The sequence below is a fragment of the Streptomyces sp. NPDC051136 genome (assembly GCF_044455745.1).
Taxonomy (GTDB): Bacteria; Actinomycetota; Actinomycetes; order Streptomycetales; family Streptomycetaceae; genus Streptomyces.
This window is the reverse complement of the sequence record NZ_JBITFE010000003.1, coordinates 371,775-397,565: the sequence shown is the minus strand read 5'-3', so window position 1 is coordinate 397,565 and position 25,791 is coordinate 371,775. Positions and strand designations below refer to the sequence as shown.

Annotated in this window: 25 protein-coding genes; 13 read left to right on the top strand and 12 right to left on the bottom strand. The window is 72.7% G+C overall.

Annotation, left to right across the window (positions count from 1 at the left end; genetic code table 11):
- Positions 1-15 precede the first annotated feature (15 nt).
- From ACIBCJ_RS11010 to ACIBCJ_RS11000, 3 genes are read left to right on the top strand one after another with little or no spacing between them, the layout of a single operon-like run.
- Positions 16-918: an NTP transferase domain-containing protein gene (locus ACIBCJ_RS11010; RefSeq protein ID WP_399282344.1), complete on the top strand. Its 903-nt coding sequence runs from the start codon at positions 16-18 to the stop codon at positions 916-918.
- Positions 918-2,297, top strand: a complete 1,380-nt coding sequence (locus ACIBCJ_RS11005) for a molybdopterin molybdotransferase MoeA (protein WP_365979462.1) — start codon at positions 918-920, stop codon at positions 2,295-2,297. The genes ACIBCJ_RS11010 and ACIBCJ_RS11005 overlap by 1 nt, the downstream gene beginning before the upstream one ends.
- Positions 2,294-3,391, top strand: a complete 1,098-nt coding sequence (locus tag ACIBCJ_RS11000; protein ID WP_362099377.1) for a potassium channel family protein — start codon at positions 2,294-2,296, stop codon at positions 3,389-3,391. The genes ACIBCJ_RS11005 and ACIBCJ_RS11000 overlap by 4 nt, the downstream gene beginning before the upstream one ends.
- A gap of 18 nt (positions 3,392-3,409) precedes the next feature.
- Here the strand turns inward: ACIBCJ_RS11000 and ACIBCJ_RS10995 are convergent, their stop codons facing one another.
- Positions 3,410-4,258, bottom strand: coding sequence for an ABC transporter permease (locus ACIBCJ_RS10995; RefSeq protein ID WP_365979461.1), 849 nt, complete (start codon positions 4,256-4,258; stop codon positions 3,410-3,412).
- On the bottom strand, positions 4,255-5,277 hold the full coding sequence (locus ACIBCJ_RS10990; RefSeq protein WP_365979460.1) for an ATP-binding cassette domain-containing protein: 1,023 nt from the start codon (positions 5,275-5,277) through the stop codon (positions 4,255-4,257). Before ACIBCJ_RS10990 ends, ACIBCJ_RS10995 begins: the two co-directional genes overlap by 4 nt.
- A 141-nt stretch (positions 5,278-5,418) precedes the next feature.
- Between ACIBCJ_RS10990 and ACIBCJ_RS10985 the strand changes: the two genes are divergently transcribed.
- Positions 5,419-6,399, top strand: a complete 981-nt coding sequence (locus ACIBCJ_RS10985) for an NAD(P)H-quinone oxidoreductase (protein ID WP_362099386.1) — start codon at positions 5,419-5,421, stop codon at positions 6,397-6,399.
- Between the two features lie 46 nt (positions 6,400-6,445).
- Here the strand turns inward: ACIBCJ_RS10985 and ACIBCJ_RS10980 are convergent, their stop codons facing one another.
- On the bottom strand, positions 6,446-7,204 hold the full coding sequence (locus ACIBCJ_RS10980; protein ID WP_362099388.1) for a hypothetical protein: 759 nt from the start codon (positions 7,202-7,204) through the stop codon (positions 6,446-6,448).
- A gap of 168 nt (positions 7,205-7,372) precedes the next feature.
- Here ACIBCJ_RS10980 and ACIBCJ_RS10975 point away from each other — a divergent pair, with 168 nt between their 5' ends.
- Positions 7,373-7,912 carry a bacterial proteasome activator family protein gene (locus tag ACIBCJ_RS10975; protein WP_133888806.1) on the top strand — a complete coding sequence of 180 codons (540 nt, stop codon included), beginning with the start codon at positions 7,373-7,375 and terminating at the stop codon, positions 7,910-7,912.
- 134 nt (positions 7,913-8,046) lie between these two features.
- On the opposite strand, the gene ACIBCJ_RS10970 is transcribed toward ACIBCJ_RS10975, so the two are convergent.
- Complete coding sequence (locus ACIBCJ_RS10970) at positions 8,047-9,702, bottom strand: protein kinase (protein WP_365979459.1); 1,656 nt, start codon at positions 9,700-9,702, stop codon at positions 8,047-8,049.
- Positions 9,703-10,048: 346 nt separating this feature from the next.
- On the opposite strand from ACIBCJ_RS10970, the gene ACIBCJ_RS10965 reads away from it, so the two are divergent.
- A complete protein-coding gene (locus tag ACIBCJ_RS10965) occupies positions 10,049-11,683 on the top strand; it encodes a protein kinase (RefSeq protein ID WP_362099395.1) in 1,635 nt (544 codons plus the stop codon).
- A 70-nt stretch (positions 11,684-11,753) separates the two neighbouring features.
- Here the strand turns inward: ACIBCJ_RS10965 and ACIBCJ_RS10960 are convergent, their stop codons facing one another.
- Together ACIBCJ_RS10960 and ACIBCJ_RS10955 are read right to left on the bottom strand one after the other, a co-directional pair.
- Positions 11,754-12,161: a pyridoxamine 5'-phosphate oxidase family protein gene (locus ACIBCJ_RS10960; RefSeq protein ID WP_365979458.1), complete on the bottom strand. Its 408-nt coding sequence runs from the start codon at positions 12,159-12,161 to the stop codon at positions 11,754-11,756.
- A 118-nt stretch (positions 12,162-12,279) separates the two neighbouring features.
- Positions 12,280-12,936 carry a response regulator transcription factor gene (locus ACIBCJ_RS10955; protein WP_362099401.1) on the bottom strand — a complete coding sequence of 219 codons (657 nt, stop codon included), beginning with the start codon at positions 12,934-12,936 and terminating at the stop codon, positions 12,280-12,282.
- Positions 12,937-13,259: 323 nt separating this feature from the next.
- Between ACIBCJ_RS10955 and pdhA the strand changes: the two genes are divergently transcribed.
- From pdhA to ACIBCJ_RS10940, 3 genes are read left to right on the top strand one after another with little or no spacing between them, the layout of a single operon-like run.
- The gene (gene pdhA / locus ACIBCJ_RS10950) at positions 13,260-14,522 is read left to right on the top strand and encodes a pyruvate dehydrogenase (acetyl-transferring) E1 component subunit alpha (RefSeq protein ID WP_362504934.1); all 1,263 of its coding nucleotides are present in this window, start codon (positions 13,260-13,262) and stop codon (positions 14,520-14,522) included.
- A 1-nt stretch (position 14,523) separates the two neighbouring features.
- Positions 14,524-15,504, top strand: a complete 981-nt coding sequence (locus ACIBCJ_RS10945; protein ID WP_133888801.1) for an alpha-ketoacid dehydrogenase subunit beta — start codon at positions 14,524-14,526, stop codon at positions 15,502-15,504.
- A gap of 10 nt (positions 15,505-15,514) precedes the next feature.
- Positions 15,515-16,951: a dihydrolipoamide acetyltransferase family protein gene (locus tag ACIBCJ_RS10940; RefSeq protein WP_365979457.1), complete on the top strand. Its 1,437-nt coding sequence runs from the start codon at positions 15,515-15,517 to the stop codon at positions 16,949-16,951.
- A gap of 77 nt (positions 16,952-17,028) precedes the next feature.
- Here ACIBCJ_RS10940 and ACIBCJ_RS10935 read toward each other — a convergent pair whose 3' ends face one another.
- The 4 genes from ACIBCJ_RS10935 to ACIBCJ_RS10920 form a co-directional block, all read right to left on the bottom strand.
- Positions 17,029-18,006, bottom strand: a complete 978-nt coding sequence (locus tag ACIBCJ_RS10935; RefSeq protein WP_365979456.1) for a Bro-N domain-containing protein — start codon at positions 18,004-18,006, stop codon at positions 17,029-17,031.
- Between the two features lie 169 nt (positions 18,007-18,175).
- On the bottom strand, positions 18,176-19,165 hold the full coding sequence (locus ACIBCJ_RS10930) for a DUF1648 domain-containing protein (RefSeq protein ID WP_365979455.1): 990 nt from the start codon (positions 19,163-19,165) through the stop codon (positions 18,176-18,178).
- The gene (locus ACIBCJ_RS10925; RefSeq protein WP_365979454.1) at positions 19,162-19,509 is read right to left on the bottom strand and encodes a GntR family transcriptional regulator; all 348 of its coding nucleotides are present in this window, start codon (positions 19,507-19,509) and stop codon (positions 19,162-19,164) included. The genes ACIBCJ_RS10930 and ACIBCJ_RS10925 overlap by 4 nt, the downstream gene beginning before the upstream one ends.
- A gap of 125 nt (positions 19,510-19,634) precedes the next feature.
- Positions 19,635-20,612, bottom strand: a complete 978-nt coding sequence (locus ACIBCJ_RS10920) for a D-alanyl-D-alanine carboxypeptidase (protein ID WP_365979453.1) — start codon at positions 20,610-20,612, stop codon at positions 19,635-19,637.
- A gap of 210 nt (positions 20,613-20,822) precedes the next feature.
- Here ACIBCJ_RS10920 and ACIBCJ_RS10915 point away from each other — a divergent pair, with 210 nt between their 5' ends.
- Together ACIBCJ_RS10915 and ACIBCJ_RS10910 are read left to right on the top strand one after the other, a co-directional pair.
- Positions 20,823-21,473: a GntR family transcriptional regulator gene (locus tag ACIBCJ_RS10915; protein WP_362099422.1), complete on the top strand. Its 651-nt coding sequence runs from the start codon at positions 20,823-20,825 to the stop codon at positions 21,471-21,473.
- Complete coding sequence (locus tag ACIBCJ_RS10910; protein WP_362099425.1) at positions 21,470-22,780, top strand: MFS transporter; 1,311 nt, start codon at positions 21,470-21,472, stop codon at positions 22,778-22,780. The genes ACIBCJ_RS10915 and ACIBCJ_RS10910 overlap by 4 nt, the downstream gene beginning before the upstream one ends.
- Before the next feature lie 117 nt (positions 22,781-22,897).
- Here the strand turns inward: ACIBCJ_RS10910 and ACIBCJ_RS10905 are convergent, their stop codons facing one another.
- On the bottom strand, positions 22,898-23,722 hold the full coding sequence (locus ACIBCJ_RS10905) for a maleylpyruvate isomerase family mycothiol-dependent enzyme (RefSeq protein ID WP_362099428.1): 825 nt from the start codon (positions 23,720-23,722) through the stop codon (positions 22,898-22,900).
- Between the two features lie 168 nt (positions 23,723-23,890).
- Between ACIBCJ_RS10905 and ACIBCJ_RS10900 the strand changes: the two genes are divergently transcribed.
- Together ACIBCJ_RS10900 and ACIBCJ_RS10895 are read left to right on the top strand one after the other, a co-directional pair.
- Positions 23,891-24,685: a carbon-nitrogen family hydrolase gene (locus ACIBCJ_RS10900; RefSeq protein ID WP_365979452.1), complete on the top strand. Its 795-nt coding sequence runs from the start codon at positions 23,891-23,893 to the stop codon at positions 24,683-24,685.
- An 86-nt stretch (positions 24,686-24,771) separates the two neighbouring features.
- On the top strand, positions 24,772-25,230 hold the full coding sequence (locus tag ACIBCJ_RS10895; protein ID WP_365979451.1) for a DUF2867 domain-containing protein: 459 nt from the start codon (positions 24,772-24,774) through the stop codon (positions 25,228-25,230).
- Between the two features lie 22 nt (positions 25,231-25,252).
- Here the strand turns inward: ACIBCJ_RS10895 and ACIBCJ_RS10890 are convergent, their stop codons facing one another.
- Positions 25,253-25,747 (bottom strand): LURP-one-related/scramblase family protein, encoded by a 495-nt coding sequence (locus ACIBCJ_RS10890; protein WP_133888791.1) that lies wholly within the window; start codon positions 25,745-25,747, stop codon positions 25,253-25,255.
- Positions 25,748-25,791: the final 44 nt, after the last annotated feature.

Below are 25,791 nucleotides of genomic sequence, written 5' to 3'. Positions count from 1 at the left end.
GGGTACGACGCCGTGGTGCTCGCGGGCGGTGCCGCCCGGAGGCTGGGCGGCGCGGACAAACCGGGGCTGCGGGTGGGCGGGCGCGCGCTCCTTGACCGGGTGCTCGCCGCCTGCGACGGAGCGCGGAGCACCGTCGTCGTCGCCGATCCCCGGCCCACCGCGCGTCCCGTGACCTGGGCGCGCGAGGACCCGCCCGGCGGCGGACCGCTCGCCGCCCTCGCCGCCGGGCTGCGCCACACCGCGGCCGAGCACGTCGTGGTGCTCTCCGCCGACCTGCCGTTCCTCGCCGGGCCGACCGTGGGGCGGCTGCTGTCGGCCCTCGCCGCGGGCGACGCCGACGGCGTGCTGCTCACCGACGTCGACGGCCGCGACCAGCCCCTCGTCGCCGCCTACCGCGCGCCCGCACTCCGCCGCGAACTGGCCGCGCTCGCCCGCGAGCGGGCGGAACGGGCAGCCGGGCCGGACCTCACCGGGCTGCCGCTGCGCCGCCTGACCGGCGCGCTGCGCCTCACTCGACTCCCGGACGCCGTCGCGTCCTTCGACTGCGACACCTGGGACGACATCGCCACCGCAAGGGCACGCATCAGGGAGCATGGTCACGTGTTGGATGAATGGATTTCCGCAGCCAAGGACGAGTTGGGCATCGACCTGGACGTCGACACCAAGGTCCTGCTCGATCTCGCCCGCGACGCCGCCCACGGGGTGGCCAGGCCGGCGGCCCCGCTGACCACCTTCCTCGTCGGTTACGCGGTCGGCCGGGCGGGCGGCGGTCCCGAGGCCGTCGCCGAGAGCGCCCGCAAGGCCGCGGCGCTCGCGCTGCGCTGGGCCGAGGAGGCGGCGGGTCCCGCGCCCGCCCCCGCGCAGGACCGGCCCGACCCGGCACCCGACGCCACCCCCGACGCCCGCCCGGACGCGTGATGACCTCCCCCGGCACGCGGGCCGACGAGGAAGCGGACGACCTCGGAGTCGAGGAGGCGCTCGCCCTCGTGCAGGAGAATCCCGGCCCCGCCCACCGCGAGCCCCGCGGCCAGGGTGCCCCCGTCCCGCGGCACCAGGACGATCAGCGGCGCGGGCGGGCGGACCACCACCGCGCGATCCCGTGGCCCGAGGCCCGGACGACCGCCGAGCGGGCGGCCCGCGCCGCCGCCCGTGCCGTCCGCCGCACCCCGGTCTCCGTGCCGCTCGACGCGGCCCTCGGCCTCACCCTGGCCGCGCCGCTGGCGGCCCTCACCGACCTGCCCTCCTTCGACAGCTCGGCGATGGACGGCTGGGCCGTCGCGGGGCCGGGCCCCTGGGCGGTGCGCGACGAGGGCGTCCTCGCCGGACACGCGGAACCCGAGCCCCTCACCGACGGCGAGGCCGTCCGCATCGCCACCGGTGCACGGATCCCCCCGGACACCACCGCCGTACTGCGCACCGAGCACGGACGCAGCGACGAACGCGGCCGGCTGCACCCCGTCCGCGAGGTCGTGCACGGCCAGGACATCCGCCCGCGCGGCCAGGAGTGCCGCGGCGGCGAGCAGTTGCTGCCCGTCGGCACCCTGGCGACCCCGGCGGTCCTGGGCCTCGCGGCGGCCGCCGGGTACGACACCCTCACCGCGGTCCCCCGGCCCCGCGTCGACGTCCTCGTCCTCGGTGACGAACTGCTCACCGCGGGCCTCCCGCACGACGGACTGATCCGGGACGCGCTCGGCCCGATGCTGCCGCCCTGGCTGCGCGCACTGGGCGCCGAGGTCCGCACCGTCCGCCGGATCGGCGACGACGCCGAGGCGCTGCACCGCGCCGTCACGACCTCCGACGCCGACCTGATCGTCACGACCGGCGGCACCGCCGCGGGCCCCGTCGACCACGTCCACCCGACCCTGCGCCGGATCGGCGCCGAACTCCTCGTGGACGGCGTCAAGGTGCGCCCCGGCCACCCCATGCTGCTGGCCCGCCTCAAGGACGACCAGCACCTCGTCGGACTGCCCGGCAACCCCCTCGCCGCCGTCTCCGGACTGCTCACCCTCGCCGAACCGCTGCTGCGCACCCTCGCCGCCCGCCCGGCACCCGAGCCGTACACGCTGCCGCTGCGGGACGCGGTGCACGGGCATCCGTACGACACCCGGCTCGTGCCCGTCGTCCTGCGCGGTGAGGGGGCCGTGCCGCTGCGCTACAACGGCCCGGCGATGCTGCGCGGTGTCGCGGCCGCCGACGCCCTGGCCGTCGTGGCGCCGGGCGGTGCGCGACCGGGGCAGGAGACCGAGCTGCTCGACCTGCCCTGGGCGACCGGTGGGATCGGGGTGTGTTTCACGTGAAACTTCCGGGCCAGGACGCGATCGCCCGCCAGGCGGACGAACATCTGGTGCCTCACAAGGTGAAGCTCCCCAGGAAACTGGTGGAGCACCCGTTCCGGCAGGTCGCCAAGCGGCTGTCCGTCGCCCTGGTGGTCCTCGTGGTGACGGCCGTCGTCGTGTACGTCGACCGCGACGGCTACACCGACAACTCCGACGGTTCCCTGGACCTCCTCGACGCCTTCTACTACGCCACCGTCACCCTCTCCACCACCGGGTACGGCGACATCACGCCCGTCAGCGACTCCGCCCGGCTGACCAACATCTTCGTCATCACGCCCCTGCGCGTGCTGTTCCTGATCATCCTGGTCGGCACCACGCTGGAAGCCCTCACCGAGCGCACTCGGGAGGAGTGGCGCCTGAACCGCTGGAGGTCCGCCTTGCGCGATCACACCGTCGTCGTCGGCTTCGGAACCAAGGGACGGTCGGCGATCCAGACCGTCTGCGCGACCGGGCTGCGCAAGGACCAGGTGGTCGTGGTCGACCCCAGCGGGAAGGCCATCGAGGCCGCGACGGCCCACGGCTACGCGGGTGTGGTCGGTGACGCGACCCGCAGCGACGTGCTCAACCGGGCCGAGGCCTACCGGGCGAAGCAGATCATCATCGCCACCCAGCGCGACGACACCGCCGTGCTGGTCACGCTGACGGCCCGGCAGCTCAACCGCGGCGCGAAGATCGTGGTCGCGGTCCGCGAGGAGGAGAACGCGCCGCTGCTGAAGCAGTCCGGCGCCGACGCCGTGATCACCAGCGCCAGCGCAGCGGGGCGGCTGCTCGGGCTCTCCGTGCTCAGCCCCGCCGCCGGCATGGTCATGGAGGACCTGATCAGCCAGGGCAGCGGACTCGACCTCATCGAACGGCCCGTCATAAAGGCCGAGGTGGGCAAGAGCCCGCGGGAGGTGGACGACCTCGTGGTGAGCGTGATCCGCGGCCACCGGGTCCTGGGCTACGACGACTCGGCCCTCGGCGGGCTGGAGTTGACGGACCGCCTGATCACGATCGTACGGGCGACGCCGGCCACCCATGTGGCACCCGACGCCCGCCCGCTTCCCCGCGACTGAGCCGCTCCCCGGGCCCCGCTACTTGCGGTTGTAGAGCCGCATCGTGACCGGGCCGAAGACCAGCACGAACAGGCCCGCCCAACCCAGCGTCCAGGCGATCTCGGCGCCGGGCCAGCCGCCCGCCATCAGGCCGCGCACCGCGGACGCCAGGTGGGTGATGGGGCTGTTGTTCACGAAGGCCTGAAGCCAGCCCGGCATGGTCTTCGGGTCGACGAAGACGTTGGACAGGAAGGTGAGCGGGAAGATCACCATCATGCTGACGCTCATCACCGACTTCTCGGTGCGCAGCATCAGACCGAACATCGTCCAGATCCACGAGAAGGCGAACGAGAAGAGCAGCAGGAGCGCGATCCCGGCGACCACGCCGACGAACCCGCCGTCGGGCCGGTAGCCGAGCAGCAGCCCGACGGAGAGCATGACGACGGACGCGATGGTGTAGCGCAGCGCGTCGCCGAGGAGATAGCCGATCATCGCCGAGGGCCGCCAGATGGGCAGCGAGCGGATGCGGTCGAAGACGCCCTTCTCGATGTCGATGTTCACCGAGACCCCGGTGTACATGGTGATCATCACGACCGACATCACGAGGATGCCCGGCAGCACGAACTGGATGTAGTCACCGGGCGAACCGGCCAGCGCACCGCCGAAGAGGTACGTGAACATCAACAGGTTCATGATCGGGAAGGCGGTGACGTCGAAGAGCTGCTCGGGCACGTGCTTGATCTTGAGGATCGCGCGCCAGCCGAACGTCAGCGACGTGGACAGGGCGCCGGGCCGCGGCGGCCGCTCCCTGGTGACCAGCAGGGCCGCCAGGGACTCGGCGCTGACCGGGGTGAGTTCCTTGTTCTCGGTGCTCGTGGCCGTGCTCATGCCGCCACCTCGCCCTTCGTGTCGGTGCCGGAGCCGGCGTCGGTGCGCCGGCCGGTGTCGTGTCCGGTCAGCGCCAGGAAGACCTCGTCGAGGCTCGGCTGCCCCAGGGAGAAGCTGTCGACGGTGATGCCAGCCCGGGCCAGCTCACCGAGTGCCTTGGCGGCCTGGTCGGCGGCGGTGTCGCCGGCCGCCGCCGCGAGGCGCGCGGTCACCGCCACCGGGTCCGGCTCCAGCTGCACCTCGGCGACCAGCAGGTTCCGCAGGAGCCGCTCGGCCTCGGGCCGCTCCTCCGCGTCCCGCAGCCGCAGATGGACGGAGCCGGCGCCGACGGAGGCCTTCAGCTCGCCCTTGGTGCCCTCGGCGATCACCCGGCCCTTGTCGATGACGGCGATCCGGGACGCCAGCTGGTCGGCCTCGTCCAGGTACTGGGTGGTCAGCAGCACCGTCGTGCCCTGGGCGACGACCGCGCGCACGATGTCCCACACCTGGTTGCGGCTGCGCGGGTCGAGGCCGGTGGTCGGTTCGTCGAGGAAGAGCAGGTCCGGGGTGTTGAGGATGGAGGCGGCGATGTCGATGCGCCGCCGCATGCCGCCGGAGTAGTGCTTGACCTGCTTCGCCGCGGCGTCCGTCAGTCCGAAGGCGGCCAGCAGCTGCTCGCCCCGCTCGCGGGCCGCGGCCTTCCCGTGCCCGAGGAGGCGGCCCAGCAGGACCAGGTTCTCGGTGCCGGTGAGGTCCTCGTCCACGGACGCGTACTGCCCGGTGAGGCTCACCCGGCCGCGGACCTCGTCCGCCTCGCGCACGACGTCGTGGCCGAAGACGCGCGCCTGGCCGTCGTCCGGGCGCAGCAGGGTGGCGAGCATCTTCACCGTGGTGGTCTTGCCGGCGCCGTTCGGTCCGAGGACGCCGTAGACCGTGCCGGCCGGCACCGCGAGGTCCACCCCGTCCACGGCCCGGGTCTCACCGAACGTCTTCACCAGTCCCGAGGTCTCGATGGCGAGGCCGGTCGTGTGCGTGCTCATGCTGTGGGTCCTTCCGCGGGCCGGAGTACGCGTTCTTGGGCTACGCATGGGGAGACCTTTACCGTCGCGCAAACTCATCGGCGGCGCACCGGCTTTTTCCGGCGGCGGGCCACGAGGGGGCACAGGAGTAGCGTCGGCCTCATGCATGCGATCACGATTTCCGAACCCGGAGGCCCCGAGGCGCTGGTGTGGGCCGAGGTGCCCGACCCGCGGCCCGGCGAGGGCGAGGTCCTGGTGGAGGTGACGGCCAGCGCCGTCAACCGCGCCGACATCATGCAGCGCCAGGGCTTCTACGACCCCCCGCCCGGCGCTTCCGCCCACCCCGGCCTGGAGTGCTCCGGGCGGGTCGCCGAGATCGGCCCCGGGGTGTCCGGCTGGTCCGTCGGCGACGAGGTGTGCGCGCTGCTCGCGGGCGGCGGTTACGCCGAGAAGGTCGTCGTCCCGGCGGGGCAGCTGCTGCCGCTGCCGCAGGGCGTGGACCTGAAGGCGGCGGCGGCGCTGCCCGAGGTGGTGTGCACGGTCTGGTCGAACGTCTTCATGGTCGCCCACCTGCGTCCCGGTGAGACGCTGCTCGTGCACGGCGGCTCCAGCGGCATCGGCACCATGGCGATCCAGCTCGCCAAGGCCGTCGGTGCCAAGGTCGCGGTGACGGCGGGGACCAAGGAGAAGCTGGAGCGCTGCGCCGAACTGGGCGCGGACATCCTGATCAACTACCGGGAGCAGGACTTCGTCGCCGAGGTGAAGGAGGCGACGGGCGGCGCGGGCGCCGACGTCATCCTGGACAACATGGGCGCGAAGTACCTCGACCGCAACGTCGAGGCCCTCGCCGTGAACGGCCGGCTCGCGATCATCGGCATGCAGGGCGGCCGCAAGGGCGAGCTGAACATCGGCACGCTCCTCGCCAAGCGCGCCGCCGTCAGCGCGACCTCGCTGCGGGCCCGGCCCCTGGAGGAGAAGGCGGCCATCGTGGCGGCCGTACGGGAGCACGTCTGGCCGCTGTTCGACGGGGGGCACATCCGCCCGGTCGTCGACCGCGAGATGCCGATGAGCGAGGCCGCGGAGGGCCATCGGGTGGTGGAGGAGAGCGGGCACATCGGCAAGGTGCTGCTGGTCACCACGTAGGGACGGCCCTTCGGCGCCGCGCGGCCGGGTACGCGCGGCGGCCGCCCTACCCCCGGCGCAGGCGCAGCCCGACGAGGCCCAGGGCCAGACCGAGGCCGACCAGGACCAGCCCGCTGCCCAGCGGGAGGACCCGCAGCATCGGCTCGGCGGCCGCCTGCCGGGGGTGCGTGCCGGTCGCCGACCGGGCCGGGGACGGGGCGGCCGAGGGCGCCACGGCGGTCTCGCTCCGCGCGGGCGGGACGGCGGCGGCCTCTTCCTCCGGGGCGTCGTCGCCGTCGTCGCGGTGCCGGCCGGTGTGCTCGTCCCCGCCGTCCCGCTCCCGTTCCCCGGCGTGACCGGGCCGGCCGCGCCCCTCGCCCGGCAGGCCGCCGGGCCGGGAGTGCTCGGGGTCGGCGCCGCCGCGGGACGCCGAGGGCCTGGGGGACGAGGGGGAGGACGTGGCGGACGCGTGCCCCGCACTGCCCGCGGGGCCGGAATCCGCGGCGGGCCGGGAGGCGGGCCCCGCGTCGGGACGCTCCGGGTGCTCCGGGCGGCCGGGACCGTCGGGGTGCCGGGGGCGGTCGTGGCCGCCCCGTCCGTCATGGGTGGCGGATCCGCCCGGGCCGGTCGGCGCCCCGGGAGCCGAGGCGTGCCCCGGGGCGGAGTCCTCGGGGGACGGCGCCGCCACCGTGACCGGCCTCGTCGCGGCCACCGCCGGGTACCCGGCACCGTGGGCCGCCCCCGCCCCGAACGGCGCCACCACCGCGCCGACCCCCAGGGCGCCCGCCAGCCCCGTCGCCCGCAGTGTGCGCAGCCATGGAGTCACGGCCGTGACCCCCTCCCGGTGTAGCCCGTCGTGGAAGCGTCGTGAAACGACGGAACAAGCCTCACACCGGCCGCCGATCCCGGCATTCCGGACGCCGCCGAACGCGTGGCGCCCGTTTTCCCGGGGGCAGCCCCCGTGTGCGGCACCCGGGTGGGAGACAATGGCGGCATGGAAATGCCGAGGAACGACAGGTCGCCGGAGAACCCCCAGATCCTGGTCGTCGGCCAGGACGGAATGGCGCTCAGCGGCGGCGGGGACGACGACTCCCGGGAGATTCCGGTGACCGAGCAGGTGGAGCAGCCCGCCAAGGTCATGCGGATCGGCAGCATGATCAAGCAGCTGCTGGAGGAGGTGCGGGTCGCGCCCCTGGACGAGGCGAGCCGGGTGCGGCTCAAGGAGATCCACGCCAGTTCGGTGAAGGAGCTGGAGGACGGCCTGGCGCCGGAGCTGGTGGAGGAGCTGGAGCGGCTCTCCCTGCCGTTCACGGACGACGGCACCCCGACCGACGCCGAGCTGCGGATCGCCCAGGCACAGCTGGTCGGCTGGCTGGAGGGCCTCTTCCACGGGATCCAGACCACGCTGTTCGCCCAGCAGATGGCCGCGCGGGCCCAGCTGGAGCAGATGCGCCGCGCGCTGCCGCCCGGTGTCGCCCCGGAGGGCGAGGAGCCCCCGCACCCGGGCGGCCGGTCCGGTGGCCCTTACCTGTAGGGACGGCCCCCACCGGCGGGGACGGCGTCCACCACCCGTACACACGGCTCGGGCCGGCAGCGCGAAGGGCCCGGCAGCGGATGCTGCCGGGCCCTTCGTCGTCGGCCGTCCGTCACGGGGGCGGCGTCACGGGGTCACTCGGAGGCCGGGTTGCCCGTCGAGACCTTGAGCTGGATCGTCGGCATGTTCTCCGGGTCGACGTCCGTGCCCGCGACGGGGAACTGGTCGCGGACCGATCCCTGGCCGTAGGTGTTCTCGTCGACGTCGACGACCTTCATCTGCCAGCCGGCGGCGTTGAAGCACTCCTTGACCGAGCCGATGTACTTGAAGGTGAAGTCCGGCACCTTGATCTTGTCGGGGTCGTTGTACGACTCCTCGGGCTCGGTGCACTTGTCCTTCTCGATCGTCCGCGTCGTGTCCGGCCCGCGGTACCCCGCCGCCTTCGAGGGCGACGCGGACACGCTCGAGGAACCGCCACCGCCCTCCGGGTCCTCGCCCCCGCCGCTGTTCATCAGCAGCGCGGCGACCAGTCCGCCGACGGCCACGACGGCGACCACGATCGAGCCGATGATCACCGGCTTGTTGTTCTTGCCGCCGCCGGAGGGCCCGGAGCCCTGGGCCGACGGCGTCAGGTTGTACGGCGGCGGCGTGGAGGTCTGCTGCTGGGCGTACGGCGAAGGGCCCGGCGTCGGGTAGCCGGGCTGCTGCGGATAGCCGTAGGCGGGCGAGTGCGCCGCCGGGGCCGGGCCGCCGTACGGGTTCGGGCCGTGGGCCGGCGTCGGCTGGTACGGCGTCTGCACGGGGCCGGTGGGCGCCGGGGTGTTCTGGTCGACCGGCGGGAAGACCGCGGAGCCGACGCCCGCGCCGCTCGACGTCTGGGCGCCGGGCACGATGCTGGGCGGCGCCGCCTGGAAGGACGCCGCCACCCGCAGGCACTCGTCGCGCATGGCCTCGGCGCTGGGGAAGCGTTCGTTGGGGTTCTTCTTCAGCGCGCGGGCCACCAGCGCGTCCACCGCCGGGGGCAGGGCGCGGTTCACGGCGGAGGGGGCCACCGGCTCCTCCTGCACGTGCGCGTACGCGATCGCCAGCGGCGAGTCGGCGTCGAACGGCAGGCGCCCGGTGACCAGTTGGAACAGCATGATGCCGACCGAGTACAGGTCGGAGCGGGCGTCGACGCCGCGGCCGAGGGCCTGCTCGGGCGAGAGGTACTGCGGGGTGCCGACGACCATGCCGGTCTGCGTCATCGAGGTCACGCCGGACTGCATGGCGCGGGCGATGCCGAAGTCCATGACCTTGACCACGCCGCGCTTGGTCATCATCACGTTGCCCGGCTTGATGTCCCGGTGGACCAGGCCCATCTCGTGGCTGATCTCCAGGGCGGCCAGCACGTCCGCGGTGATCTTCAGCGCCTTGTCGGCGGGCATCGCGCCCTGCTGCCGCACGTCCTCGTCGAGCACCGAGCCCAGCGGCCGGCCCTCGACGTACTCCATGACGATGTACGGAGTGGTCAGGCCGCCCAGCTCGTCCTCGCCGGTGTCGAAGACCGAGACGATGTTGGTGTGCGTGAGCTTCGCCACGGCCTGTGCCTCACGGCGGAAGCGCTCACGGAAGGCCTGCTCGCGGCCCAGCTCGGTGTGCAGCGTCTTGATCGCGACCTGACGGTCGAGGACCGAGTCGTACGCCAGGTGCACGGAGGCCATGCCGCCCTCGCCGAGCAAGTCGCGCAGCTGGTAACGGCCGCCGGCGAGTGCCCGCCCCGCGTACCGTCCCTGTCCGGCGTCCTGGCTCATGTCTCTGCGTCCCCCATAGACGGCGGGCGCCGGTGGCAGCGGCACGCGCGCTCGTGATCGAAAGTGCTATTCCCGGCCAAGTCTGCCCCAGGGCACTGACACGTCAAGCGCGGTGCCCGTTCCGTGACCGTACGCGAAAGAAGCGTCGCGGAAGCGTTACAGCGGGCGTACCGCCGGTCCACGGAATTTGCACGAGAGTACGGAGCCAGGGTTTCATGACCGGTCCGGCTCAGGTCCGGTCCCGGCGTCCATCCCGGACCGCAGGCCCCCGCGAAGGCTGTAGCGTGGCCGACGGAGACCGTAACAACACCGCGCGTACCGCGGGCAGAAACGACGGCGAGGACTGATGGCACAGCAGCAGCGCGCCCAGGGCCCGTCCGAACCCGAGGCATCTGGCGGCGGTATGTCTGACGCGCCGGAGAACTGGGGCAACGGCGGCCTGGTCGGCGACGGCCGGTACCGGCTGACCCGCAGGCTCGGGCGGGGCGGCATGGCCGAGGTGTTCGCCGCGGAGGACGTCCGGCTCGGGCGCACCGTGGCCGTCAAGCTGCTGCGCGCGGACCTCGCCGAGGACCCGGTCTCCAAGGCGCGCTTCACGCGCGAGGCGCAGTCGGTGGCGGGCCTCAACCACCACGCCATCGTCGCCGTGTACGACTCGGGCGAGGACGTCGTCGGCGGCCAGTCCGTGCCGTACATCGTGATGGAGATCGTCGAGGGCCGCACCATCCGCGACCTCCTGCTCAACGCGGAGGCGCCCGGTCCCGAGCAGGCCCTGATCATCGTCTCCGGTGTCCTGGAGGCGCTCGCCTACTCGCACCAGCACGGCATCGTGCATCGCGACATCAAGCCCGCGAACGTCATCATCACCAACGCCGGCGCGGTGAAGGTGATGGACTTCGGCATCGCGCGCGCCCTGCACGGCGCCCAGTCGACGATGACCCAGACCGGCATGGTCATGGGCACCCCGCAGTACCTCTCCCCCGAGCAGGCGCTCGGCAAGGCCGTCGACCACCGCTCCGACCTGTACGCGACCGGCTGCCTGCTCTACGAACTCCTCGCGCTGCGCCCGCCGTTCACCGGCGAGACCCCGCTGTCGGTGGTCTACCAGCACGTGCAGGACATCCCGACGCCCCCCTCCGAGGTCTCCGACGCCACCCCGCCGGAGCTGGACGGCCTGGTGATGCGCTCGCTGGCCAAGGAGCCCGACGACCGCTTCCAGACCGCCGAGGAGATGCGCGGCCTGGTCCAGTACGGGCTCCAGATGCTGTACGAGCAGGGCGGCCACACCGGCACCTGGAACACCGGCCCGGTCGCCGCGCACGACGGCCGGCACACCCCCTCGGCCGGTCTCGCGGGCACGACGGTGCTGCCGCATCCCGACCACGGTGCGTCGGGCACACAGCAGATCCCCCAGCCGATCCTGCCGAACGGCTACGGCGGGGGCGACGACGGCGGCTTCGAGGGCAGCGGGAACAAGGGCAGCGGCCGCGGCAAGCTGTGGATACTGGCCGTCCTCGCGGTGATCGCCATCGCGGCCGGCGTCGCGCTGGCGCTGAACAACGGCGGTGGCGGCAAGGGCGGCACCGAGACGGACAAGAGCCCGTCGGCGACCACGTCCAAGAGCACCGACGAGAAGACGCCCAGCTCCTCGCCCAGTGACAAGGAGACGCAGGAGAGCACCGACCCGGGCACCGAGCAGGGCTCCGGCGGGGACGGCAACGGCAGCGGGGGCTGGAACGATCCGTACACCCCGTCGTACACGCCGTCGGAGACCGCCTCGGGCAACCCGTCCGGCGACCCGACCGGCGGTGGCGAGCCGACCGGCGGCGGTGAGCCGACCGGCGGCGGTGAGCCGACGGGCGGCGGCGACCCCACCGGCGGCGGTGAGCCGACCGGCGGCGGCGAGACCCCGCCGGCCGGCGGCGACACCGAGGGCGGAGCCGGAGGCGCGGGCGGCGCCAGCGACCCCGCCGGCGAGTGACCCACCCACGACCCTCGCTCGACGCGCGCGTGCGGCCCGGACACGGGCTCCACGCGCGCGTCGCGTTCGCCTAGGCGGGTCCCGCCTCCCCGTCCGTGAAGTGCACGGTGCCGAACTGCGGGTCGACGCGCAGATAGGCGGCCTCGAACGGCTCGCCGTCCACCCGGCTCGGTGCGGGACCGAACCGCTCCAGCTCGGCGGCGCTCGGCTCGTGGGCCTCGCACCGGCCCACCACCTGCACGGTCCACAGGCTCTCGCCGGGCCGCGCGGAGGTCAGGTTGTCCGCCCCGTAGGCGACGACGCTCCCGGCGCACACCCGGTGGTACCCCCAGCTCCGGGGCATGCGCAGCAGGACCCGGCCGTCGGTCACGATGTGGCGCGCGGGGGCCAGGACGGGCAGGGCGCGCAGGGTGGTGGCCGCCCGGCCGTAGGCGGTACGGCCGAGCAGGCCGACGGCGAGCTGTTCGTCGGAGGGCATGGCCTCACTGTGCGCCGACGGCGGGGCGCCGGACCAGAGTCGCCCGCCCCGACCCGGGGGGCCGTAAGTCCCGAGTGAGCCCGAAGGGCCCGCGGCCGGGACGCCGGGAGCGGAGCCGTCAGCGGTTCTCGGACTCCAGGCGGGCCACGAAGGCGGCCGCCTGGGAGCGCCGCTGCATGCCGAGCTTGCCCAGCAGGCTCGACACGTAGTTCTTGATCGTCTTTTCCGCCAGGTGCAGGCGTTCGCCGATCGCCCGGTTGGTCAGGCCCTCGCCGACCAGCTCCAGAATGCGGCGCTCCTGCTCGGTGAGCCGGGCCAGCCGGTCGTCGGGCTTCGTCCCGCCGTCGCGCAGCCGCTCCAGCACGCGCGCGGTGGCCGCCGGGTCGAGCAGCGACTTGCCGGCCGCCACCTCCCGTACGGCACCGAGCAGCTCGGCGCCGCGGATGTCCTTCAGGACGTAGCCGGAGGCGCCCGCCATGATCGCGTCGAAGAGGGCCTCGTCGTCGGCGAAGGAGGTCAGCATCAGGCAGCGGACGGAGTCGTCCCGGGAGCGGATGTCGCGGCAGACCTCCACACCGCTGCCGTCGGGAAGCCGCACGTCCAGCACCGCGACGTCCGGGCGGGTGGCCGCGACCCGGGCCTGCGCCTCGGCGGCCGTACCGGCCTCGCCCACCACCTCGATGTCGGCCTCGCCGGAGAGCAGATCGTGCACCCCGCGGCGGACCACCTCGTGATCGTCGAGGAGGAATACCCGGATTTTTCCGTCTTCGCGCACGCGGTCAGTGTCACACACCGGCTCTTCCCGTGCCCGGGGTGCCCGGGATAACGTGCCGTTGTTCCGGCCCCCTGCAAGGCTGTGACCAGTAAAACTTCCCTCCTTCACCGATTTACTTGGAAATCCGAGTAAAAATGCAGGTCAGGAGGGGTTTCACAGAAATGTGGAGCACTGGGTAACGTGCTGTTCGCAGGGCGCTCGCCGGGGCACCTGTCACGCCTGTTCCCGATCGGGCCGCACCCACCCTTGTGCGTCCGCCGGGCCGCAGGTGAGCCGCACTGGCTTCCGGCGAACCCGGGGGCCGGACCGACGGAGGAGCACACGTGACCGAGAGCACTGCCGCGCGCAAGCCGCGACGCAGCGCCGGAAGCAAGGCGGCCGGCACCACCGGCACCAAGGCGGCCGGCACCACCGGCACCAAGGCCGGCACCGGCAAGCGCACCACTCGCACCACCAGCACCACCCGTACCGCTGCCGAGAAGGGCTCCGAGACGGAGCTGGTGCAGCTGCTGACGCCCGAGGGCGAGCGGATCGAGACGGCGGCGGACTCCGCCTACGCCGAGTACGCCCGGTACGTCGCCGACATCACCCCCGACGAGCTGCGCGGCCTGTACCGCGACATGGTGCTCACCCGGCGCTTCGACGCCGAGGCCACCGCCCTGCAGCGCCAGGGCGAGCTGGGCCTGTGGGCCTCCCTGCTCGGCCAGGAGGCCGCTCAGATCGGTTCCGGGCGGGCCACCCGCGAGGACGACTACGTCTTCCCGACCTACCGCGAGCACGGCGTCGCCTGGTGCCGCGGGGTGGACCCGACCAACCTGCTCGGCATGTTCCGCGGCGTGAACAACGGCGGCTGGGACCCCAACAGCAACAACTTCCACCTGTACACCATCGTGATCGGCTCGCAGGCGCTGCACGCCACGGGCTACGCGATGGGCGTGGCCAAGGACGGCGCCGACTCCGGCGTGATCGCGTACTTCGGCGACGGCGCCTCCAGCCAGGGCGACGTCAGCGAGGCGTTCAACTTCGCCGCCGTCTACAACGCCCCCGTGGTGTTCTTCTGCCAGAACAACCAGTGGGCGATCTCCGAGTCCAACGAGAAGCAGACCCGGGTGCCGCTCTACCAGCGCGCCCAGGGCTTCGGCTTCCCCGGCGTGCGCGTCGACGGCAACGACGTCCTGGCCTCCCTCGCGGTCACCCGCTGGGCCCTGGACCGCGCCCGGCGCGGCGAGGGCCCGGCCCTGATCGAGGCGTACACGTACCGCATGGGCGCCCACACCACGTCGGACGACCCCTCCCGCTACCGGCACGACGACGAGCGGGCCGCCTGGGAGGCGAAGGACCCGATCCTGCGCCTGCGCCGCTTCCTGGAGGCCGCACACCACGCGGACGAGGGATTTTTCGCGGAACTGGATGCGGAGAGCGAGACGTTGGGCAAACGAGTGCGCGAAGTGGTCCGTGCCATGCCGGACCCGGACCGGTTCGCCATCTTCGAGAACGCGTACGCGGACGGACACGCGCTCGTGGACGAGGAGCGGGCGCAGTTCGCCGCGTACCAGGCATCGTTCGCCGATGCAGAGGGGGTCTGACATGGCAGCGGAAAAGATGGCGCTGGCGAAGGCGATCAACGAGTCGCTGCGCCGCGCACTGGAGTCGGACCCCAAGGTCCTGATCATGGGCGAGGACGTCGGCAAGCTCGGCGGTGTCTTCCGGGTCACCGACGGTCTGCAGAAGGACTTCGGCGAGGAGCGGGTCATCGACACCCCGCTGGCCGAGTCCGGCATCGTCGGCACCGCCATCGGCCTGGCCCTGCGCGGGTACCGCCCGGTGGTGGAGATCCAGTTCGACGGCTTCGTCTTCCCGGCCTACGACCAGATCGTCACCCAGCTGGCGAAGATGCACGCCCGCTCGCTGGGCAAGGTCAAGATGCCCGTCGTCATCCGCATCCCCTACGGCGGCGGCATCGGCGCGGTCGAGCACCACTCCGAGTCCCCGGAGGCCCTGTTCGCGCACGTGGCGGGCCTGAAGGTGGTCAGCCCCTCCAACGCGGGGGACGCGTACTGGATGATGCAGCAGGCCATCCAGAGCGACGACCCGGTGATCTACTTCGAGCCCAAGCGCCGCTACTGGGACAAGGCCGAGGTCGACAAGGAGGCCATCCCCGGCCCGCTGCACGCCGCGCGCGTGGTGCGCGAGGGCACCGACCTGACGCTGGCCGCCTACGGTCCGATGGTGAAGCTCTGCCAGGAGGTCGCCGACGCGGCCGCCGAGGAGGGCCGCTCCCTGGAGGTGGTGGACCTGCGGTCCATCTCCCCGCTGGACTTCGACACGGTCCAGGCGTCGGTGGAGAAGACCCGCCGCCTGGTCGTGGTCCACGAGGCGCCGGTGTTCCTGGGCTCGGGCGCGGAGATCGCGGCCCGGATCACGGAACGCTGCTTCTACCACCTGGAGGCTCCGGTGCTCAGGGTCGGCGGCTACCACGCCCCGTACCCGCCGGCCCGCCTGGAGGAGGAGTACCTGCCCGACCTGGACCGGGTGCTGGATGCCGTCGACCGCTCGCTGGCGTACTGAGGAGGGGAGCGTGACGACGATGACGGACAGCTCCGTGCGTGAGTTCAAGATGCCCGACGTGGGTGAGGGCCTCACCGAGGCCGAGATCCTCAAGTGGTACGTCCAGCCCGGTGACACGGTCACCGACGGGCAGGTGGTGTGCGAGGTCGAGACGGCCAAGGCCGCCGTCGAACTGCCCATCCCCTACGACGGTGTGGTGCGCGAGCTGCACTTCCCCGAGGGCACCACGGTCGACGTCGGTACGTCGATCATCGCGGTGGCCGTCGGTGACGGTGCGGCGGCCGCCGCCGAGCCGGTGCAGGAGGCCGTGGCGGACACCCCCGCCGCCGAGGAGGAGGCCAAGCCCGCGGCCCGCCAGCCGGTCCTGGTGGGTTACGGCGTGTCCACGTCCTCGACCAGGCGCCGTCCCCGCAAGGGCGCTCAGGCCCCGGCCGCCGCGCAGGCCGCGTCGGCGGCGGTCCAGGCCGAGATGAACGGCCACGGACCGGCGGCGCCCGCGGCGCCCGAGGCCCCGGCCGCGCCGGCCGGCGGCGACCGCCCGCTGGCCAAGCCGCCGGTGCGCAAGCTGGCCAAGGACCTCGGCGTCGACCTGGCGACCGTGGTGCCCTCCGGCCCGGACGGCGTCATCACCCGCGAGGACGTCCACGCGGCCGTCGCGGCCGCCACCCCGGCGGCGGCACCGGAGCCGGCCCCCGCCGCCGTGTCCGCCCCGTCCCCGGCGGCGGCACCGGCGTCCCGCGACACGGCGCGCGAGACCCGCGTCCCGGTCAAGGGGGTCCGCAAGGCGACGGCGGCCGCGATGGTCGGCTCGGCCTTCACGGCACCGCACGTCACCGAGTTCGTGACGGTCGACGTGACGCGCACGATGAAGCTGGTCGAGGAGCTGAAGCAGGACAAGGAGTACACGGGCCTGCGGGTGAACCCGCTGCTCCTGATCGCCAAGGCCCTGCTCGTCGCGATCAAGCGCAACCCGGACGTCAACGCGTCCTGGGACGAGGCCGCCCAGGAGATCGTGGTCAAGCACTACGTCAACCTGGGCATCGCCGCCGCCACCCCGCGGGGGCTGATCGTCCCGAACATCAAGGACGCCCACGCCCAGACGCTGCCGCAGCTGGCGGGGTCCCTCGGCGAGCTGGTGACGACGGCCAGGGAGGGCAAGACGTCCCCGTCCGCCATGCAGGGCGGCACGGTGACCATCACCAACGTCGGCGTCTTCGGCGTCGACACCGGTACGCCGATCCTGAACCCGGGCGAGTCCGCCATCCTCGCGGTCGGCGCGATCAAGCTCCAGCCGTGGGTCCACAAGGGCAAGGTGAAGCCGCGTCAGGTGACCACCCTCGCCCTGAGCTTCGACCACCGCCTGGTCGACGGCGAGCTCGGCTCCAAGGTCCTCGCCGACGTGGCGGCGGTCCTGGAGCAGCCGAAGCGGTTGATCAGCTGGGCGTGAGAGCCGAGTACCGGGTAACGTCATGACGGAGGGGCGCCGCAAGTTCGAGTTGCGACGCCCCTCCTGCCCGTCCGGGCTCAGACGTGGTGCAGCACGTACACCGGCGTCCCGTCCTCGGCACCGCCCCGTGAGCGGATGCAGGCGTGGGTCCGCAGCAGCCGCAGGCATTCGTTGACCCGCCGCACGGTAAGCCCCGTACGTACGGCGATCGACTCCAGCGGCTCGCGCAGCTCGCCCTTCTCGACGAGCACCGGAGCGATGATCACGGCGACCGTCCACACGTCCTCGGTCACGGACAGCCGCCGACGCCAGTCGGCCAGCACCGACTCCGTGGTGGGCACCGGGGCGAGAGGGCCGCGGGGCACCGCCTGGGACACGACCAGGGCGTCGAACCGGTCCGCGATGCGTTCCAGTGCCCGGACCATGGCCTGTTGCACGGCGAGCCCCGCCTGCTGCGTGGCGAGGGTGGCCTGCTGGGTGGCCAGCATCTCCCTTTGCAACGCGATCGACGTCCGCTGCCCCTCGGCCAGTTCCTCGTCCAGCCGGAGGTTGTGCGCCTCCAGCCGGACGATGGCCTCGGCGACCTGGTCCGGCATGGCGTAGGCGACGGGCGCGCCGGGTCCGGCGGGCTGCACCTCGGCCTCGTCGAGGGAGTACGAACCTTCGCGCTGCACGGTCTCGACGACTTCGGCGACCCACTGCTTGAAGGGGGCGCAGGCCGGTTTGGTGCAGGCGTTGACGAGGAGGATGAGACCTTGGAGAGAAAGGACATGCAAGTCTCGGCGCCACCCCCTGCCTGCGGGAACGCCGAGACCGTAACTTCTGGTTACGGTCTCGAGCATCTCTCGGTGCTCGGCGGGCACGTGATCCGCGAGCGCCTTCCGAGAGTTGGTGTGACCGAGTTCCTTGCAGACGTCGACTGCCGGAAACCAGTGGCTGCCGTCCGGCATCGTCAGCCTCCGCACCCGGGCGCCGGTCGCCGCGTAGACGAAGTCGCTGACGTCGATCGCTTCGTGCTGTTCGGCAGAGTTCTGCCGTTTGCTGGGTTCCTTCATGTGAACCACCTCCGTCGCGGAACGTAGGGCGGAGCTGGGGGCATATGCCAGTCAGATCGGTGATGTTCACGACTGCGAGCGAAGATGAGCGAAAACTGTGCGGTGGCCGACGAGTTGCGTGTAAGACGGCTGCTCGGTCGTGTGCAGGACGGCTTCGGGGCCGTGGCCCTCAGTCCCGGGCCCCCTCCGTGCGCAGCGCGTTGAGCAGGGCCGCCCCCCGCTCGGCGTCGTCGACGCTCACCGCGAAGTCGCTCCGGCGGCCACGAGGCCGTATGACCAGGCACTCGCCGGCGCGCAGCATCACCGTGGTGCCGAGGCCGCTGATGCGGTAGCCCCAGCCACCGACCTGGGCGGGACGGCGGACCTCCATCCGCGCCGTGTCGATGTCACCGGGTGCCCAGCGGCGTCCGGGCCAGCCGAGCGGGCCGAACGAGACCTCCAGGCCCCGCTCGGAGACGCTGGCCCGGACCGAGGAGAAGACCGCGCAGGCCAGGGACCCGGCGGCGCAGCCGGCGAACAGCGCCCACAGGGTGCCCGGGGCGGCCACGCCACCGGCCAGCGCGACGAGTGCGCCCAAGGCCACCAGGCCGATCGCGGCCGCGATCAGCTGGAGCCAGGGGTTGGCGGTGCGGGCGAACCAGACCAGCCGCCGGCCCTCGGGGATGTCCAGCGCGGGGGCGCCCTCGCCGGACGCCGAGCCGGCGTCCGCGGTGCCGCGCCGACGGGTGACGATCAGCCACCCGGCCACTCCCGCGAGTACCGCCGCGACCAGGATCGCGACGACCCAGGCGGTGGGCTGACGGGCCTCGTGCCAGTCCGCACGGTCCAGGTTGGAGCGGATGACCGCGGCCTGCGCGCCGGTGAGGACGATGCCCATGGGGAGCAGGGTCACGGAGGTCAAGGGGCGGCCCGGCGGGCCCGCCCGCGTCAGGGGGACGGTGACCGCGGCCGCCGTCACCAGCCAGATCAGCGCGGGGACGAGGGACGCCGCCCACAGGGGCATCGAGCCGTCGGGTGCTTCGCCGTTCAGGCCCCAGTGGGTTGCCAGCCGGTCCGGCAGCCGGTCCCGCGCCAGCAGGGGCATCGCGGCGAGCACCGCTGTGACCCCGACCGTCCAGACGGCCGCCGTCGCACGCCGCGTCGCTGTCCCGTCCCTCATGGCATCCCCCTGATCATGTCGATGAGATCGGTCCTGCTGTAACCCAGCCGAGCCGCCTCGACGAGCAGCTCGCCGACCCGGATCTGCAACTCGGAGCGGGGTCCGGCGCCCTCGGCCACCGTCACCCCCCGGCCCCGGCGGAACTCCAGCAGGCCCTCGTCCCGCAGGCCGCGCAGTGCGCGCAGCACGGTGTTGACGTTGACGTCCAGGGCCTCGGAGAGGTCGCGGGCCGAGGGCAGGCGGTCCCTCGGGGCGCACTCGCCCTCGGCGATGGCGCGCCGGACGGCGCCGGCGACCTGTTCGTGCAGGGGGCGGGTGTCGGTCTTGTCCAGACTCAGCAGCATGGTGCCAATGAAACTATCACCATGCGTTCCATCGGCCCAGAGGGCCGGCTCAGGGCGACCGGTACGACGAGAAGGGCCCGTCGCGTCGGCGACGGGCCCTTCTCGATGGTGTGTGCGGGTCAGGACTACTTCGCGAAGGCGTAGTTCATGAGCTTCGTGGCGTCCGTGGCGCGCTGGGTGGACGACGAGGACGCCAGGACCGTGCCGATGACGGTCTTGCCCTTGCGCGTCGCGGCGAAGACCAGGCAGTACTTGGCCTCCGCGCCCGACCCGGTCTTCACGCCGATCGCGCCGCTGTAACTGCTGAGCAGCGTGTTGGTGTTGGTCCAGGCGGCCATCGTGCGGGTGCCGCCCTTCTTGGTCTTCGTCTTCGCCGTGTACTTCTTGGTCTTCACGATCGTGCGGAAGGTGGAGTTCTTCATCGCGCTGCTCGCGAGTTTCGTGAGGTCGCGCGGCGTGGAGTAGTTCTTGCCGTTGCCGATGCCGTCGAACGAGTCGAAGTGCGTGTTCTTCAGGCCGAGGCTCTTGGCGCTCGCGTTCATCTTGCCGATGAAGGACTTCACGCGCGCCGCCCGCGTCTTGCCCGAGCCGAACTTGTCGGCCAGCGCGTACGCGGCGTCGCAGCCGGACGGCAGCATCAGCCCGTAGAGCAGCTGGCGCACCGTCACCTGGTCGCCGACGATCAGGCGGGCGGAGGAGGCGTTCTTCGACACGATGTAGTCGCTGTACGCCATCTGGATCGTGACCTTGGCGTCCAGGTTCAGCTTCGGCTGGGCGAGCACGACCTTGGCGGTCATGATCTTGGTCGTGGAGCCGGTCGAGCGCTTGGTGTCGGCGGCCTTGGTGTAGAGGGACGTGCCGGTCGCGTTGTTCATCACGAAGCCGCCCTTGGCGGCGATCGAGGGCGCGGCGACGGCGGTCCGCGCGGGACCGGTGCGGACGCGATCGGGTGCGTTGAGGACGCGCTCCGGCGCGGTGAGGGCGCGCCCGGGCGCGGCGGCCTGCGCGGGCGCGGTGGCGAGGGCTCCGGTGGCGAGGACGGCGCCGCCGGTCAGGGCGACGGCGAGGGCCCGGTGAAGGCGGGCGCCGGAAATGGTGTTCATTGAGTCGATTACCCCGATTGTGGTGAATTCCCCAGGAATACGGCCGAGTTGTGGTCGACAGCGCTGTGGCCGTGTCAGTGCGACCCCTGAGGGGGGCAAAAGGTTGCGCGGGGGGAACCGGGGAATGCCGGATACCCCCGTACGGGTGAGCCGGCGTCCGGATGCTGGACCGGATCCCTCTTGCGTCCCTGTTGTATCTATCCTGTCGGCATGACCACGGCAGTGAAGCAGCCCCCCGCGGCGGACCGCGTCTACACCCACGTCAAGCAGGGCGTCCTCGAGCGCCGCTACGAGGGCGGGACGCTGCTCACCGAGGGCGAGCTGGCCGAGGCCGTGGGCGTCTCCCGCACCCCGGTGCGCGAGGCGCTGCTGCGGCTGGAGGCCGAGGGGCTGATCCGGCTCTACCCCAAGAAGGGCGCGCTGGTCCTGCCCGTCTCCGCGCAGGAGATCGCGGACGTGGTGGAGACCCGCCTGCTGGTCGAGGAGCACGCGGCCAGGAAGGCCGTACCCGCCCCGCCCGGACTGGTCGAGCGGCTGGAGGAGCTGCTCGCCCGGCAGAAGGAGCAGGCGTCCGCCGGTGACTTCGCCGCCGCCTCCGTCACCGACCGCTGTTTCCACGCCGAGATCGTCCGCAGCGGCGGCAACGAGATCCTCTCCCGTCTCTACGACCAGCTCCGCGACCGGCAGCTGCGCATGGGCGTCGCCGTGATGCACTCCCACCCCGACCGGATCGCCAAGACCCTCGCCGAGCACGAGGAGCTCCTCGACGCGCTGCGCGCCGGGGACGCGGAGGCGGCCGTCGGCGTGGTGGGCCGGCACGTGGGCTGGTTCTCGCACCTGGCACGGGGGGAGGTCCGATGAGCGCGGCCACCTCGGCCGGCCGGGTCCTGCCCGGTGACCCGCCGGGCGGGCGGCGCGCGATCGCCGTGTGGGGCATCGGCGTGTCCGTCTACTTCGTCGCCGTCATCTTCCGTACGTCGCTGGGGGTCGCCGGCCTGGACGCCGCCGACCGGTTCCACGTCAACGCCTCGGCGCTGTCCACCTTCTCGATCCTCCAGCTGCTGGTCTACGCCGGCATGCAGATACCCGTCGGCCTGCTGGTCGACCGGCTCGGCACGAAGAAGGTGCTGGGCATCGGCGTCGTGCTCTTCACGGCCGGGCAGCTGGGCTTCGCCTTCTCCCCCTCGTACGGCATGGCGCTGGCCTCGCGGGCGCTGCTGGGCTGCGGCGACGCGATGACGTTCATCAGCGTGCTGCGGCTGGGCACCCGCTGGTTCCCGGCCCGGCGCGGGCCGATGGTCGCCCAGCTGGCCGGTCTCGTCGGCATGGCGGGCAACCTGGTCTCCACCCTCGTCCTGGCCCGGCTGCTGCACGGCATCGGCTGGACGGCGGCCTTCGCGGGCAGCGCGCTGGCGGGCGTCGTCGTCTTCGTCCTGCTGCTCCTCTTCCTCAAGGACCACCCCGAGGGGCACGAGCCGGAGCCGCTGCCGCACCAGGGAGCGGCGTACGTGCGGCGGCAGATCGCCCTGTCCTGGCGCGAGCCGGGGACGCGGCTGGGGCTGTGGGTGCACTTCACCACCCAGTTCCCGGCGATGGTGTTCCTGCTGCTGTGGGGGATGCCGTTCCTGGTCGAGGCGCAGGGGCTGTCCCGGGCGACGGCCGGGGACCTGCTCACCCTGGTCGTGCTGTCCAACATGGCGGTCGGCCTGGTCTACGGCCAGATCATCGCCCGGCACCACGCGGCGCGGCTGCCGCTGGCGCTCGGCACGGTGGGCACGACGGCCGCGCTGTGGGCGGCGACGCTGGCCTGCCCGGGCCCGCACGCGCCGATGTGGCTGCTGGTGGTGCTGTGCACGGTGCTGGGTGCGTGCGGGCCGGCGTCGATGATCGGCTTCGACTTCGCGCGGCCGGCGAATCCGCCGGAGCGGCAGGGCACGGCGTCCGGGATCACGAACATGGGCGGCTTCGTGGCGTCGATGACCACGTTGTTCGCGGTGGGGGTGCTGCTGGACGCGACGGGGGACGACTACACCGTGGCGTTCTCGTCGGTGTTCGTGCTGCAGGCGCTCGGGATCACGCAGATCCTGCGGTTGCGCAAGCGGGCCGCGCTGCGGGAGCGGGAGCGGCTGGTCGCCAGCCGGGTGGAGACGGTGCACGTGCCGGTGTAGGCACCCGGCGCGGGTGCGGGCCGGGCCGGAGGCTGCCGCCCCCGGGCCCCCGCTCCGGCCTGAACGGCCTCGTCCTCAAACGCCGGACGGGCTCGCGCTGGAGATACTCACCGGCATCTACTGCGTCACCGTGAAGTTGCGCAGGATCGCCTCCGCCAGGTCCTGATCGCCCTCCGTCTTGATGCGGTCGGCCGCCGCCTGCGGGGTCACGCGGCCGCAGGCGAGGCGGACGTACGTCTCCCAGTCGAGGCTGAGGGTGGCGGCGGGGCCGAGAGCCGGGGACGATTCCAGGGTGCCGCGGCCCTGGATGTCGACGCGGACGGTGCGCAGGAACTCCACCGGGCCGTGGACGTCGAAGACGACGGCCGAGCTGCGCGGCGCGTCCGCGCGGTCGGCGACGACGGCGGGCAGCTCGCCGAGCAGCACGTCACGCGCGACGTGCGCGCCGGGGGAGTCGAGGTTGCCGGGACGGCCGAGGGCCGTGCGCAGGTCCTGTTCGTGCGCCCACACGGCGAAGGCGTGCCGGCGCATCGCCTCTTCGAGGGTCAGCTCGGTGCCGAGCGGGCCGCGCACCTTCGTGCCGGGGTCCCGCGACTCGTTCCGCAGCTGGCGGTTGCGCCGGATGACCATGTACTCCAGCTCGGACGTCATCTCCGGCGCCGTGTGGTGGCGGCGGACGTCGACCTGCATCTCCATGTAGCGCTGGTGGTCGTTGGTGACGTGGTAGAGGTCGCGCGGGAGCGTGTGGATGGGCCGCGGGTCGCCGAGCATCTCGGAGTCCAGGCCCATCACGTGCGACACGATGTCGCGCACCGACCAGCCCGGGCAGGGGGTCCGGCGGTTCCACTCCGCCTCCACAAGCGGCTGCACCAGCTCGGATATCGCTTCGATGGAGTGAGTCCAGGCGTCGGCGTAGGGCTGGAGAGTGGGATGCAGACTCACGGAACGGGACCCCTCGGCGGTCGGTACACGGGCGGTTGGTGGCGGCGGTGCCAGTGGCGGCGGGTGTCTTGGGAGGCTAAGTTACGCTGCTGTGCGGCACCCCGGCAGTGCTTTCGTGTGACGATCGTAGGCCCGTGTGGACGGCTCGAATGCCAGGACGGTGGTAGTGTGCGCGCCTCTCTGATCCAAATCGCCGTGAACGAGGACGAACCGGTCGAAGCGCGTCGTCTGCGGGCGGCGGCTCTGGTACGGGAGCAGGCGGGCGCCGATCTCGTCGTCCTGCCGGAGCTGTGGACCACGGGCGCGTTCGCCTTCGAGGAGTTCGACGCGGCGGCCGAGCCGCTGCGCGGCCCGACGTACGAGGCCATGGCGAAGGCGGCGAGCGACGCGGGCGTGTGGCTGCACGCGGGGTCGGTCCCCGAGCGCGCCGCGGACGGGCGGCTCTACAACACCTCGCTCGTCCTGTCCCCCTCCGGCGAGCTGGCCGCCTCGTACCGCAAGATCCACCGCTTCGGTTTCGACCAGGGCGAGGCCGTGCTGATGGGGGCGGGGCGCGAGCCGGTGACGGTCCCGCTCGCGGACACCACCGTCGGCGTCGCGACCTGCTACGACCTGCGCTTCCCCGAACTCTTCCGCTCCCTCGTCGACGCCGGTGCCGAGCTGCTCGTCGTCCCGGCGGGCTGGCCGGAGCGCCGCCGGTCCCACTGGACGCTCCTGGCCCAGGCGCGGGCGGTGGAGAACCAGGCCTTCGTCCTCGCCTGCGGAACGGCCGGGACGCACGCCGGGGTCCCGCAGGCCGGTCACTCGATCGTGGTCGATCCGTGGGGAGAGGTACTCGCCGAGGCGGGTGCGGACGAGGAGGTCCTCACGGTGGAGTTCGACCCGGCGAAGGTGGCGCGGACCAGGGAGCAGTTCCCGGCCCTGAAGGACCGGGTGCTCGGCCTGGAGGCGCCGCGCCGCTGACGCCGCGTCATGACGTGTCGACGCGAGGTCGTGGCCGGTTGACGCCGCGTGTTTGACGCGCGTCCGTGCCGCCCAGACATCCGGGTATGGCACACACCGGTACCCCAGCCGTTCGCCGCGTCCGGGTGGACCCCGCGGGCGCCCACTTCGCGTCGGCGTTCGCCCTCCCGGCCGCCGGACTTCCCCGGCTGACGCCCGAGGAATGGGTGCGCGCCAGCTTCGAGGACGTCCCGGTGGTCCTGCGTGAGCTGTTCCGCACGGGCTGGGCGGGCGTGCTGGGGCTGCGGCTGGGGCCGCGGGGCTCGCGCCAGCACCTGGTGGGCTGGCGCGTGCTGGAGAGCGGGCCGGTCAGGATCGCCCTGGAGGCCCGCGCGCCGTCGCTGACCGTGCGCAACGTCGTGACCCTGGACGACGCGCGGCTGCTCTGGGCGACGTACGTGTTCCACGAGCGCCGGACCGGCCGGGCGCTGTGGTCCCTCGCCTCGCCCGTGCACCACCTCGCGGTGCCGTCGCTCCTCGGCCGCGCCGTCCGCCGCACGGCGTGAGGCGCCGCCGGGCCGCGGGTCCTCAGTCGTCCTCCCGCTCCTTCTCCGCCAGGTGGATCACGCACACGGTGAGCGCGATGAGCAGCGCCGGGTCCGCGTCCTCCCGTACGACGTCCACGCCGTAGGTGTCGCGGAGGGTCAGCCACCGCCGGGAGATCACGGCCAGCAGCTCCCCGTCGTACTCGACGGCGAACTCCCGGTCGAGGATCTTGCCGCTGACGTCCAGTTCGGTGCCGTCGGCCAGGGTGACGCGGTAGTGGTTGCGCAGCAGGGAGAGGCGTTTGCGCTTGATGCGCGCCAGGGGCTCGCCGGCCCGCTCGATCACCATCGTGTCGCGCAGGGCGAACATCTTCTGGTGGATGTCGATGAGCACGCGTCCCTGGGCGTCCTTCAGCTCCCAGGTGTCCCGCAGCCGCATCGCCTTGCCGTCGACGAGGAAGACCTTGTTGCCGTTGACGTCCTCGATCCAGTAGTCGTCACCGATGCCGAGGAGCCGGTCGTACACGAGGAATCTCATGTCCTGACCGCTTCCCCGCCGGCCGCCGCGGGACGCGGGCGGTA